Source organism: Ignicoccus islandicus DSM 13165 (assembly GCF_001481685.1).
Lineage (GTDB): Archaea > Thermoproteota > Thermoprotei_A > Sulfolobales > Ignicoccaceae > Ignicoccus > Ignicoccus islandicus.
The window spans coordinates 189,424-203,051 of sequence record NZ_CP006867.1; the positions used below are offsets into that span (position 1 = coordinate 189,424).

The window sequence follows — 13,628 nt, forward strand, 5'->3', positions numbered from 1 at the left end:
TCTACTCTGGCCTCGTCTCCGTTTCTCCGTTTTCATAATATGACACTTTCTATTCCATGTTTGATCTGTACTAATATGAAGAATAAGAGGGGCCACAAACTTGTTTAACCAATCTTTCTATTCCCTATTGGGATTCTACACAACTTGGGGACGGCGATACCTTTATATTCTATTATGATATTTCTTTCTATTCCCTATTGGGATTCTACTCATTTCGAAATGGAAAAAGTAGTTTGGTCGAAAAACTTTCTATTCCCTATTGGGATTCTACCTATGTCATCCAGAGTGGGTTCGGCGGAGTACAAAGTACTGACTTTCTATTCCCTATTGGGATTCTACCGATGCCCTCCTATTTAAGCAACCAATTCCTCACCTTTTAACCCTTTCCCTTAGCTCTCCTTTCCACAACCATACCTTTCCTCTCAGAACTTGAATTCAAGTAGTTGTCCAATATATGCATACATATGCTTGTATAAGGTAGGCTGGAGTAGAAATCCCCATGATCATCAGAGTTCCCATGATCGCTTATTAACCCATCTAAGCTCCTTCTCATTGTAAAGATCGATCTTGAAAGGACCGTGTACTGATGGTATAACCTCTGGATTGGTAAATCTTGTTTGGTTTTGCAAATACAATGCTAATTGATTGGATTAAAGTGGAATTAACCATTAGGAAGGCTAGTAGAAACTGAAGGTGCTTAAGGAGACCATTGTTTCTGAATTCAAATGGTTAAGGTTGAGGAAATAAGGGAATTTATTGTTAGTAAATGGAAAAACGAGTTTGGACAAGAGGTGGAGATGGGCATTCACCATCCCATGGTGAATAAATCTGGAATGGAAACTTAGCAACACTTAAGCAACATTCACTTTTATGAGAAGTAAAACTTGGGCGTGGAATTGGAAGTAAAATTATCTTCAGATAAGAGATTCTATCTTAAAAATATAATGTTACCTAATTTAACTTCTCCCTAAGCGCTCTCCAAGTTTCGTTGAGGGCCTCCGGAAGCACCTTCGTGTGACCAATGGTTAACATGAAGTTGGCATCGCCCACCCATCTAGGAACTAGGTGTAAGTGAACGTGTCCTGGAATCCCAGCTCCTGCTGCCCTGCCCACGTTCCAACCCACGTTAAAGCCATCCGGTGAGTAGAGCTCCCTCAAGGCTCTCATAACTCTCTTCGTTACTTGCATGGCTTCCAATAGTTCGTTATCACTCAATTCCTCTAAAGATGAAACGTGCCTGTAAGGAACGATCATGACGTGACCGGTATTATAAGGGAAGGCATTGAGCATTACGAAGTTGTATTGACCGCGATAAACTATCAAGGCCTCCTCGTCATCCATTTCTTGGACCTTACAGAATAGACAGCCCTTCGGTTTCTCCTCCTTAACTACGCTCTTTATATATTCCATTCTCCACGGAGTCCATAAGACGTCGAACGGTCTCTCCACGTAGCGCTCACCGTTTAGCCGTCGAAAGTACCGTAATTACGCTATTGTTTATAGTCCATTTCATTGTAGCAAAAGGGGTGTCGAAACGAATGACCGCTGTAGTGAGAAGGGAGCAATACAGGGGAATGGGGGCAGCGGAGTTCTTCTACCGAAACAAAGAGATAGCGGGATTCGGCAACCCTGTCAGAGCCATTTATCAGACCATAAGGGAGCTCGTGGAGAACTCGCTGGACGCAACGGAAGTACACGGCATACTTCCGAGAATAACGATCCAAGTAGAGGAAGTGGATAAAGAGAAGGGCGTGTATAGAGTTATAGTGGACGATAACGGAATAGGAATTCCACCCGATAAGGCCCCATATGCTTTCGGAAGGGTACTTTACAGTTCCAAGTACGTTGCCAGACAGACCAGGGGAATGTACGGGTTAGGCGTAAAGATGGCCGTACTCTATGGTCAAATGACCACGGGAAAGCCTACTGTAGTTATCACCTCTCCGATGGGGTATTCGAAGAGCTACAAGTTCAAGGTAAAGGTAGGCGTTAAAACTAACGAACCAGAGGTACTGGAGAGGAGCGAGGCCTTCAAGAGCGCTAAGTGGCACGGCACCCGAGTAATAATAGAATTAGAGGCCGATTGGAGGAGAGCTCGTAACAAGGTCCTAGAATACGTTAAGAGGACGGCAATAGTGTCGCCTTACGCAGACATAACGCTAGTGACGCCGGAAGGTCTCTTAATAAGGTATCCGAGAACTACGACCAAGCTCCCACGCCCACCCAAGGAGGTCAAGCCCCATCCGAAGGGCGTTGACGTGGAAATGATGAAACAACTAATAGATAAGACAACCGCTAAGAGCCTAGTTCAGTTCCTAGTAAGCGAGTTCCAGAGCATAGGCCCCAAGACGGCTCAAACCCTCGTAAGCATGGCTCACCTAGACCCCTCCATGAACCCGAAGGCGCTAACTGATTCCCAAATAAAGGCCCTAGTTGACGCCTTCAGGGAATACCCGAGGTTCAAGCCGCCTAGTGCGGAGGCCCTTTCACCAATTGGAGAAGAGTTAATTAAGATAGGTTTGAGAAGCGTACTGAAGCCCGAGTTCGTGGAAGCCGTTACTAGAAGGCCCTCGGCCTACGAAGGGCACCCCTTCATTGTCGAAGTGGGTATCGCTTACGGAGGAGAAATACCACCGAGCGATGCGCCGATACTCTATAGGTATGCCAACAAAATACCTCTATTATATGACGAGAAGAGCGACGTAGCTTGGAAGGTAGTTGGTGAAAGCATAGACTGGAGCAACTACAAGGTAACCTTCCCAGCGCCCTTAGTAGTTCTGACTCACATAGCTAGCACGAAGATACCTTACAAGGGCGTAGGTAAGGAGAGCGTGGCCGATATACCGGAAATTGAGAAAGAACTGAAGCTCGCCGTCCAAGAGGTAGCTAGGAAATTGAAGGCGTACCTCACGAAGAAGGAGAAGGAAGAGGAGGTTCAGAAGAGGGTAGTAACCCTCATGAAGTACGTTCCAGAAGTATCTAGGAGCTTATCGATATTGAGTATAGATCCAAAGAGGAGGAAACCGAAGGTGGAGGAAAAGGTTATCGAGGAGAAGCTGAAGGAAGTAATAGCGAAGAAACTTGGCTTGAGGAAGGAGGAACTGCCGGAGGTAGTGGTGGAAATAGAGTAATTAGAGACCGTATTCATTCCACCTTCTCGCAACGATTTCCCTTATCCTAGGGTCTCCCTCAACTTCCTCGGGCCACTCGTAGCCGCATTCCTCCTTCCACTTCCTGGTGGCATCTATGCCCATTTTCGAACCTACTGGCGGAGTTGGGGTTGTGTGATCTAAAACGTCCACCACGTCGCCTTCAGTTAGGAGAACGTCTCTCTTGGGATCGACCGTGGAGGCCAAGGCGTAAGCCACTTGCCCCCAGTCGTGAACGTTGACGTCCTCGTCCACCACTATTACGACCTTAGTGAAGGCCATTTGACCCAAACCCCAGAGGGCGTGTATGACTTTCTTAGCGTGACCGGGATACTTTTTCTTTATCGAAACTATTGCTATGCCGTGAAACAGCCCTTCGGGAGGCAAGTTTACGTCTACCACCTCTGGCAATAGGAACTTAATGAAGGGCAGGAAGATCCTTTCCGTTGCCTTCCCTATGTAAGCGTCTTCAGTTAAGGGCTTCCCTACCACAGTGCCGTAGTAAATTGGGTCCCTCCTGGTGATCATTCTTTCTAAGTGGAAAACTGGGTATAGGTCCCTCGGAGTATAGTAGCCCGTGTGATCACCGAACGGTCCCTCCCAAGCAACTTCATTGGGATTAACGTGACCTATAAGTAAGGCTTCAGCGTTGGTCGGCGCTAGGAGGCCGTTAACTTCTATAACTTGAACCGGAGACCCCTTGAGCACTCCAGCGAACAAATATTTGTCTATTCCCTCAGGCACAGGTAAGGCTCCCGTAAGCAAAGTGACCGGATCGCCGCCTATCGCTATTACCACGGGCATCTCCTCGCCTCTTTCCTTATACTTGAAGTAGTGTTGAGCTCCCCTCTTGTGTATCTGCCAATGTATAACTGCTCTTCGTGGAGAATAGAGCATTATTCTATATACCCCGAAGTTATGTATCCCGGTATCAGGGTCCTTAGTGATAGTCAAGGCATAGGTTAAGTACCTCGAGGCGTCCTTGGGCCACGTCTTGAAGGCTGGAATCGAAAGGAGATCTGGCTCCCTCTCGATTTGCTCCACTGGACCTTTTCTCACCTTCTTAGGCAAGTACTTTCCAATTCCTATTACGTCCCCAAGCATCTTTATTTTATCAACGAGGCCCTCGGGTCTGCCCTTAAAGGGAGCTAGGAACCTCTCACCCAGTCCTTCCAGATCGCTAGTTCCGAGGGCCTTCTCTACCAACTTCATTGAACCGAACAAGTTCACTAACGCCTTCCAGTCCTCGAAGCCTTTCAAGTTCTCAAACAATACAGCTTTATCGTATTTCCTAGCGTACAATTCCCTTAGAATTTCCGGTATTTCCTTAATTGGATCAACTGGAATCGAAACCTTCCTAAGCAAGCCCTCCCTCTCGAGCAGTTCCAAATGGGACCTCAAGTCTTCGCTCATAGCAATGCTCCTCATAAGTATCTTATCACATTAAAGAAGGTATCCCTCTGTGCGGGTACCCTTCCGGAAGTCCTAGCGTAATGAGCGAGCTCATCTAAGCTCGCGTACGAGTCGTGGGGCGAAGCGGAGTTGAATATCTTCTCGCTAAAGGCAGTTCCAACTAAGTCGGATCCGCCGAAAGCTAAGAGCGCTGAAGCGTACTTCTTCCCGTACGCCACCCAATAAACGGAGATGTTGTCTATGAAACCGTGGAGGAGAATTCGAGATATTGCTATTACCTTTGCGTCGTAAATAGCGGAGACCTCGTCCCTTACTAAGCCTTCCTCGTAGAGCTTAGTGTTCCAAGGCTTGAACTTCAACGGAATGAAAGTTAGGAACCCCCCAGTCCTTTCTTGCAACCTCCTTACCTTCAATATGTGCTCCACTATGTGCCTCGGTTTCTCTACGTGGCCGTACAACATAGTGGCGTTGGTCCTTATACCAAGCTCGTGAGCCGTTTCAATTACTCTAAGCCATTCGCTCGCCCTCTTGGCTGGGGCAATTACTTTCAAGACTTCGTCGTTCAGTATTTCCGCTCCTCCTCCCGGCATTGCGTCGAGGCCCGCCTCTCTCAGTCGTTCGAGGACTTCCTTCACCGAGCTCCTGTTTACTTTAGCTATATAGGAAATCTCGGTCGCAGTGAGGGCCTTAATGGTTAGTTTCCTCCACCTCCTCTTTATTTCCCTAAAGAGCTCTTCGAAGTACTCTATAGTTAGCTCTGGAACTAAGCCACCTACTATGTGTATTTCGGTCGCGCCTAGAGCGTAGGCCTCTGCGACCTCTCTCAGTATTCGTTCAATAGATAAGAAATACGCGTCACGCGAGTTCCTCTCTCTGTAAAAGGCGCATAGGGGGCATCTAAAGGTACAGACGTTCGTGAAGTTAACGTTGTAATTCGCAACGAAGGTTACTACGTCTCCGACGCTTTTCCTCCTCCTCTCTTCAGCCATTCTCATTAAATCGTGGAGGTCGTAATACCACAACTCCTCCGCTTCGCTAACGCTGTCGAAGTCCATTAAGTCTGACCCTCGAATTTGAAGGTCGCGGGGAGAATTAGAACGGTTTGTTAACTACCGAATCGCGGAACTCTTCGTCTAACTTAACTCTTCCAAACGAGACGTACTTAGGCGTTCCGTTAAAGCAGCTCTTTACCTTCATAAACTTGCTTAGGTAGTCTATCTTTTGAACCATTCCCAAGACCTCGTTCCCCTCCTCGTCGCCTAAGGCAACTAACAGCCCCTTCTCTTCGCCCTCCTCTATTACTATTACGTTACTCCCTCTGGGAACGAAATACTTAGAACCCTTCTTCACTACTGCTACCACTTTATTGCGCCAACTGAAGGCCAAAAGGGGCCTCGTACCAATTAACTCCTCTACTTCGTCCCTTAGCTCGGGGCTCCAAGGACTGTTGAACGTAACCGAGTAAAGCGGGGGGACTTCGTTCAAGTTCAATTCGAGAGTTCCGCACTTTCCGAGGGCCTTAGCGTACTTAACCTTCCTTATGAACCTCCTGTCTTCCCTGTCCCTTGCTCTACCCGTGCTCGGTGGAAGGGAAATTACCTCCCAAGGTCCAGTCAACCACTTGGGAGCTTTCCCTAAGTATATCACTAACTTCGGCTTGACGGCTTGTAGAAGCGACCTCTTGTAGTGGGCTGCGTCCCATCCCTCGACCCATCCATCGGTATCCATTACGTAGTCTCCATTTACCAGAGAAGCGGTCGCAGCGATTACTCTGCTTTGCTCAACGGCCGGAGTTATGGTTCCGGTGAACTTAGTTACTGTGGGCTCTAAGTCTTGTAGCGTGAAAACGTAATCAGTAACTTCGGTTTTACAGACCATAGTAGGTGGACAGAAATTGCTTTGGCCAACGTCAGTATTCACTATAGTAACCCTATCTGCCCCTTTGGAAATTAGTAGGTTCGTTATCGTAGCTACTAAGCTGCTCTTTCCGCTATCCGTAGGGCCTACTATTACAACTCTGCTCAAGTCTCGCTTCGCTAAGGCCTCTTCCCATACCTTAGCTATGTTGAAGTCCACCACCCTAAGTTCGGAGGTAGCTGAGACGGACACGCTTAGCTTAAGGGGCGTTACGGCCCTTATGGCGTAAGTTCTCCAAGCTGGAACTATAACTATGTCCGCTGGACTCAGTTCCCGTCCCATTAACTTACCTTTCCCTTCCCTTACCCTTACTACGGCCGGTCCAGATATCTCCAAGAACTTGTCGTTAGGTACTTCGACGTTCCGTTCGCTTATGTCCAAAGAAGTTTGCCCTATTGAGATCGAAGTAATTTAAGGTAATTAACGTTATACGCGGAATTGCTTTATTAATTGGACCAACTTGAGTTAGCGACGGGATTGCGAAATGGGAAGGAAGAAAGTGGTTGGCATTGCCGGTAGGTTCGGAGCTAGGTACGGTTCCACCTTAAGGAAGAGATGGAAGCAAATAATGGAAGCTAGGTACGCTCCACACACTTGCCCAATATGTGGAATGAAGGGCTACGTGGTTAGGGTGAGCGTAGGCTTATGGAAGTGTAAGAAGTGCGGAGCAGTGTTCGCTGGAGCTGCCTACGTGCCCGTGTCCGGCTTGAACAAGGCTTACCACATGAAGCCTGAGAGGAGAAGGTAAATTATTATTTAATTATTTAATCAATCTAAAGTTAGGGCTTGTAGAACGATTGGAGGGAACGCGATACCTTATTTCGGCTCCTAATGGGGCATTCAATTCCTAGTTGCTTACTCAACTCGATCAGTGCTTCGCCCTCAACTTCGTCGGCTGTAAGGACTATGCAGAGGGCAGACGCCAAGTACTTGGCCTCGTCCACGTAATTGTAATAACGGTCCTCCAAATCTCTATATTTAGATTGGAAGTCGTTGGACGAGTACGCGCTAACTGCGTAGTATTCGAGCAAGTGCAACGCATCGATTGCTGTGAGCGGAGTGGGGTCCCTCGGATCAATTCCCTTTTCCTTAAGGAGTTCGAAGAGAGCCTCTGTTTTCTCTTTCCCTACAGGTTCGAGCAACGCGTATTCCTTAGATCTGGAGCCGGAACGCTCAGTGAGCACGCGCATATCAACCAAATCTCTTACGGATAGGTTACCGAGGAGAGATAAATATATAGCCGTGTTGGAATCAATCCTTCTTCGAGAGTTACCTCCCTTCTCTAAGAGCTTCGTAAGTACGTAGAACCTCGATTCGATGCTTAGGGAGCCGTAAATACTCGAACCCAGTATTCCTTTAAGCAACGCCTCAGTAGTTAGCGGATACACGAATTTCTCTATGAGATTGCTTGCGTCTCCCTTGAGCCCGATTATCTTGGCGTACTTCGTAGCGACTGACAACACGCATCCCATTGTGTATACGAACAAATCGAACCCTTCTAAGCCTTCCTTCCATCCTCTTTCCGATGCGCCAGGACACTTTTCGAGGACCTCGTTCCTCGCTTGCTGGAGGTTTATTGCATTCCCTATTCCCTTCCTAAAAACAACTACGAGGGAGGTATCTAAAACGCTCTTCCCCCTCCCAGTCACTCTCTCCCTCGATTCCGTTGCCATAGGCCAAGTAGCACTGACCCTTAATCCAGCTCCCTTACTGGCCTCTAATAGCGCGCTCCAAGCCTCGGGAGTCGTATGGGCGTAGTAGACGACTAGCACGCCATCTTCCTTGAGTACGTTGCTCATTGACCGAAAGGCCTTAGTTAGTAGCTTCTCGAAGTGTTCGTAGCTCCCAACTCCCTCGCCGAAGTGCTTGCTCCTACCAAGGTTCTCGCTCACTTCCTTATCCGCGAAGCGCTCCCACTGAGTACCTATTTCAATGCCATCCTCGAAGAAGGCCTCGGGTAGGAACTTGGGTTCTAAGACCTTTAATCCAAACTCTTCCTTTACATCGCTTAGCGCCCGCTTAAGCCAAACGTAGTAGAAATCGCTTAGTTCTGCGTAGGGCACGTCATCTCTATAAGGTGGATCAGTAACAATTACATCAAACATCTCATCTCCAAACTTGTTAAGCGCAGTAGTATCATCGAGTAAGACCCTAACCCTGCTAGGGCTATCAGAAATGGTAGAAACAAGATAAGACAAACCATTTACTAACGTGTTGAGATTTCTTAGGTATGTTCCGGTCCAGCTAGCCCAAGGTGTCATATCATTCCAATTCCACATCATAGCAATACCTCTCATTGAGAGAGAATGTCCCATTATTAGAGACTGATTCCATCCTGTAACAAGAGAACTATAATCAGCATACTTACATAGTGCTATTGCTAGGTATGTTGTTATTGCTTCTGTGTATCTGTATGCTTCCTCCCTACTCCATCCTTCTCCTAGCTTTTCTTCCTCGACCTTCCTACCTACCTCGCGTATTAGCTTTACCAACTTGATTATGGTGAGGAGCTGGCGTGGGTTGAAGAGCTTATAAAATCTATCGAATCCCCACACCCATATGCTTAGTGCACCACCACCGCTTGCCGAATATCTCCACAAACCTTCACTTGGTACATCCGGATCTCCCCAGTATTGCTTTAATTTTTCAAGCGCCTTCCATAGCTTCTCTTGATCCTTCATCTCTGCTGGTTGAAATTCCAATCCATTGTTTCCTACCCTTACCTTTACCAGAATTCTCGGTCTAGCCCTCGATGCATTTATCAGTGTATTTAAGTCGATTTGCCCTTGCAAATATTGTTCCAGTTTATTGTTCCATTCCTTTAGAGCTTCCTTGACGTACCACTCTTTGCCGCTTTTACCAATTTGATTACCGCAGTGTAGGCAAATAGCGGTGCTCCTCCTAGCGTCCACGTTCTTCTGTGGTACCCTGAACTCCTCACCAGCTACCTTAATCGTGCCCTTAGATGCATCAACCTTAGCGTCTATTGACTTGACTCCCAGTTCCTTAGTTAGGTCCCTTACGTTTACTTCTATTCGATCACCGCTTTTCACTGGTTCCATCCAAGCCAGTCGCTTGTACTTTCCTTTCGAGTCTCCTACCCTGGCTAACCACCAATTGCCTACTAGAGGCGTCCACTTGCCGCAATGCGGACACTTCACTTCCCAAGTGCCTATGTAGACGGCGACGTCTTCATCGTATAACTCCTTCAAGTCCGGATCTTCCTTCAGTCTCTTCGTGATCCATTCTCCCCAGCGTTCCACTCCCTTGACTAGTTCCTCTCCCATTCCATTCTCGACTGCCCACTTAGGGTACTCTAGAATTGCCTTAAGGAAGACGTAGGCCGTAGGCAGAAGCTCGGTTGCAACTACTTCCTCTACCCCCAGTCTGACCGCCTCTAGGGGTAAGTTTCCGAAACCAGCGAACGGATCGAGGAATTTGGCTCTGAAACGTCCCTTCCATTTATCGGGAATAGACGGATTGAACTTATGAGGTATTTTCTCATGGAGCTTTAAGGCATATATGAACTCGCTTTTATCTACGTCTTCGGGTAGGAGGGCTCCAGCTATTACAGCCCTCGCACCAATCAAAGGCTTCCTGGTCCACCAAAAGATCATTTCCCAATGGGGCGGCCTCCCACCGCCTTGCTTCTCTTTTAAGGATTTCTCGTTTATCAATCTTATAGGGAACTTCTCAGTTTCGATAAACCTTCTCAAATTAGTGGACCGAAGACTTGCCAATCTGTAAGTTTATATTAATACTCTCATGAAGGGTAGGACAACGTAGAATAAGGTTTGCGTGCGTTCAGTTCAAGGTGATGTACCTTTAAACCGTTCTATGAAGCCGCCAAACTACGGAAAGACGTTTTCGATGAGAGTCTCGACAAGGAAATGGCCCCGAGCTTGGGCGGCGTTTACTTAAAGAGGGAACATCAGATCTACGTCGATCCCTACGAGTTCTTCGAGAGGACGGTACTCACTCGCGAGATGATCGAAGTAATAAAGGAAGTGGGCACAGCTCTTTCAGGAAAAAGAGGCCGATTAATACTTTTAAATTCCCTTTTTGGAGGAGGAAAGACCCATACGATGCTATCGATATATCATGCCGTATCTCGACCTCCAGCACTCCGTAAGGCCTCGGTGGACGAAACGCTTCGCGAGGATTTATCTCTATTAAAGGATATTCTTTCCGGATTAAAGGACGTTCAAATCGTAGTAATAGACGGCCACGTATCAGCTACTGCCCCATCGCCCTTAGAGCCTCTCAAAGAAGGAAACGTAACAATAAGGACCTTGTGGGGATACCTAGCCTATAAGCTAGGAGTTTTCCCCAGATATTTGAATTACGAAGAGAACTTGACGCCGCCGGCAGTAGATAAAATAATTGAGATGTTTGAAAGTAGACCAACGCTTGTGCTGATAGATGAAATTTCGAATTACGTTAAAAGGTTGGCTGACTCGAGTAATGAAGACCTCAGGAAGTATTCGGAGCAAGTAATTACGTTTTTAGAGAATTTTGCCAAAGCTATAGAGTCATCACCCCACGCAGTTGCGATAATTTCGGTACCGAAGGAAGAGGGAGAAACAGAATCTCACTATAGAGAAATAGTTAGCAGAATTAACAAAGCCGTTGGAAGGATAGCGCTCCCCTACGCTCCCGTAAAACCAGACGATTTACCAAGGATCTTGAAGGTAAGGCTCTTCAAGGAAATAGACTTGGGAGCGGTAAATGAGGTAGTAGGCAAGTATTACGATTTAGTTACTAAACACGTAGACGAATTCGGTGGGAGCACAGCGTGGGTAAACGAGATCAACTCTACATACCCGTTCCATCCCGATTACATAGACGTAATTAAGACGATAATTGAGAACCACAAAGGCCTCCAAAAAACTAGAGATGCGTTAAGGATCTCCCGAATCGTCGTAAGGGAATTATTTAAAAGGAGGGAAAAAACGTCCCTAGTAATGCCGTATCACATTGACCCATCAATTGGAGGCCTCGAGGGAACCCTCTTTAGAGGCGAGCTCGAGGCGTTCTCAAGAGTTTTTAACGAAGACGTTCTCAAGAGGGCTTCGGAGTGCGATGAGCCAGAACTGGCCCAGAGAATAGCTAAATACGTCTTCGCGAAAACTTTCACTATTTCACACGCAATCCTCTCGAAACCAACGATACTTCCTTCCAAGTACGATGTGGTAAGAGCTACTTACGAAGTAATTTCTAGTGACCTAAACCGTTGGGAGCCATCGAAGTACTTGCAAACGCTGGAATGGTTGTACGAGAAACTGGGTTACCTCTACGAGAAGGACGGTAGGTACTACTTCCGCGTCATTGGTGACATTAGGAAACTTATCGAGGAAGAGGCCAGGAACGTCTCACGGGACGAGGCTCTCCAGCAGTTGTTAGATGAAATAGAAAAACGCTACGTTGATTCACCACCCAGTAACGTCAGGTCGAAGCCTAGGCGCGCGAGAGGCCAAAGGGCGCTCTTCGAAGACGTAATAGTTAAGAAAAGGCTTGAAGACTGGGACATAGACGAACGCAAATACGTTCTATGGATTGTGCTGGAAAAGCCATCGAAGGGCGAATTAGAACAACTCATGTTTAGAGTTGGTAACGGCATAAGGCGTTACAGTAACTCCATCTACGTGCTATATCCGGGAAACACCGAACGCATCGAAAGGACGTTGGAAACTATGAAGAAGCGAATTGGTTGCGAAAGACTCAAGGGCAGACTTAAGGAATCGTTCGCGAACTTAGATGAAGCCGACTTCAAAGCGATTGAAATGAAATTGAAGCTAACGTGCGATAAAATAGAGCAAGAACTCATAACGAACACCTACAGTTCGCTAAACGAGGTTGCTTACCCAACCCGTTCGGAGGACTTGATCTCGAACAGAGTCGATGCTTCCGAAATCAAGATCACTAACTACAGCATTGTAGAGAATGCCGAGAGGGCCTTATATGATGTAGGGAAGCTACTTTCGGCCAAGTACGGTAGCGAAGTTAGCTTGGAAGTCATTAAAGACTACTTAGAGCAATTGAGAGTAAGTATTATTGGAAAGACTATAGGCGAAATAGTAGATTACTTCTACGCGAATCCGACGCTACCCGCAATTCCTAAAGACGAAGTAATTAAGGCATTCGAAGAAGAATCGGACCTCATTTGCGGCAACGAGATCTACACCAAGATATTCAAGGTCGTTGAGGAGAGGTGCTCGAAGGGTCAATGTAACAGAATAAGAGAAATCACGTTCGACGGAACGAAAGTAGGAGAGAATTGCCGAGTAACGACCCCAGTGGAGATACTGAGGTACCTAATCGAATCATGGAACCCATTCGGAGAGAACATGTTGGAGGAACTCGAAATAGACAAAGGATCGATAGTAGAGAGGGTCAAGTATTACGCGAGAGTTGAAGGCGAAACAATTGAACTAAAATCATTGGAAAGCGTAATAGAAGATATCGAATACCTCTCCTCTCCAATTGAAATAGTTAGGAGGGTCGAAGAAATAGAGAAAGGAGTTAGAATTTCGAACGTAGAGGTGCCGAAGGCGGTAAAGCCCGGAGAAGAAACGGAGATCGCAATAGAGCTTGAGAACGTTGGAGAGTTTGAGGGAGAAGTCAGAATAACTAGCAACGAAGGACGCGTCGTGCCCGATAAAGTAACTTTCAATAAACCGGGCGAACGTAAAACTGCTAAATTGATCTTGAGGGTACCGGAAATGGAAGGAATACGTACTGTGGAAATAAAGGTTCTCTATAACGGTAATGAACTGAAGAAGGTTGTTGAGATACCGGTGAAAGGAATAGAAGAAGATTGGAACGAGGGAGTTCCGAACAAGGCGAAGGAAGTAATTTTGAAAGCGGAAAACGACCTCAAGCCGCTATTCATTCTCCTAAACAAGCTTGGTAATTGGAAAGCGACTAGGTTCACACTAAACGCAGAGAATGACGAAAGCGAAATGAGGATTGGATTAAGGAACTCTCCTACAACTCAAGTGAAGGCTGTGAGCGAGTTCGTTCTAAAGAGCTTTAGACCGAAGTCTATTAGCTACGAGATAGAGCTTCGAGGAGACGGACCAACTGAGCTCAAATTCGAAGAAGATGAGAGGAAAACTTTAGGAAAGTTCTACGTCCGCTATAGGTGAT

At 46.7% G+C, this 13,628-nt stretch carries 8 protein-coding genes; 3 read left to right on the forward strand and 5 right to left on the reverse strand.

Translation table 11 applies throughout. The features are described 5' to 3' along the window. Nucleotides 1-951: 951 nt before the first annotated feature. Complete coding sequence (locus tag EYM_RS01125) at nt 952-1,410, reverse strand: HIT family protein (protein ID WP_075050565.1); 459 nt, start codon at nt 1,408-1,410, stop codon at nt 952-954. Between the two features lie 128 nt (nt 1,411-1,538). Here EYM_RS01125 and EYM_RS01130 point away from each other — a divergent pair, with 128 nt between their 5' ends. Further along, nucleotides 1,539-3,131 carry a DNA topoisomerase VI subunit B gene (locus tag EYM_RS01130; protein ID WP_075049287.1) on the forward strand — a complete coding sequence of 531 codons (1,593 nt, stop codon included), beginning with the start codon at nt 1,539-1,541 and terminating at the stop codon, nt 3,129-3,131. Here the strand turns inward: EYM_RS01130 and EYM_RS01135 are convergent, their stop codons facing one another. From EYM_RS01135 to EYM_RS01145, 3 genes are read right to left on the reverse strand one after another with little or no spacing between them, the layout of a single operon-like run. Then, nucleotides 3,132-4,562 (reverse strand): UbiD family decarboxylase, encoded by a 1,431-nt coding sequence (locus tag EYM_RS01135; RefSeq protein ID WP_236943421.1) that lies wholly within the window; start codon nt 4,560-4,562, stop codon nt 3,132-3,134. A gap of 11 nt (nt 4,563-4,573) precedes the next feature. Next, nucleotides 4,574-5,617 (reverse strand): radical SAM protein, encoded by a 1,044-nt coding sequence (locus EYM_RS01140; protein ID WP_083494971.1) that lies wholly within the window; start codon nt 5,615-5,617, stop codon nt 4,574-4,576. A 37-nt stretch (nt 5,618-5,654) separates the two neighbouring features. After that, nucleotides 5,655-6,860: a Clp1/GlmU family protein gene (locus tag EYM_RS01145; RefSeq protein WP_075049290.1), complete on the reverse strand. Its 1,206-nt coding sequence runs from the start codon at nt 6,858-6,860 to the stop codon at nt 5,655-5,657. A gap of 103 nt (nt 6,861-6,963) precedes the next feature. Here EYM_RS01145 and EYM_RS01150 point away from each other — a divergent pair, with 103 nt between their 5' ends. Next, nucleotides 6,964-7,227: a 50S ribosomal protein L37ae gene (locus tag EYM_RS01150; protein ID WP_075049291.1), complete on the forward strand. Its 264-nt coding sequence runs from the start codon at nt 6,964-6,966 to the stop codon at nt 7,225-7,227. Between the two features lie 31 nt (nt 7,228-7,258). Here EYM_RS01150 and EYM_RS01155 read toward each other — a convergent pair whose 3' ends face one another. Then, nucleotides 7,259-10,195, reverse strand: coding sequence for a DUF1156 domain-containing protein (locus tag EYM_RS01155; protein WP_075049292.1), 2,937 nt, complete (start codon nt 10,193-10,195; stop codon nt 7,259-7,261). A 174-nt stretch (nt 10,196-10,369) separates the two neighbouring features. On the opposite strand from EYM_RS01155, the gene EYM_RS01160 reads away from it, so the two are divergent. Further along, a complete protein-coding gene (locus EYM_RS01160; RefSeq protein WP_075049293.1) occupies nt 10,370-13,627 on the forward strand; it encodes a DUF499 domain-containing protein in 3,258 nt (1,085 codons plus the stop codon). Nucleotide 13,628: the final 1 nt, after the last annotated feature.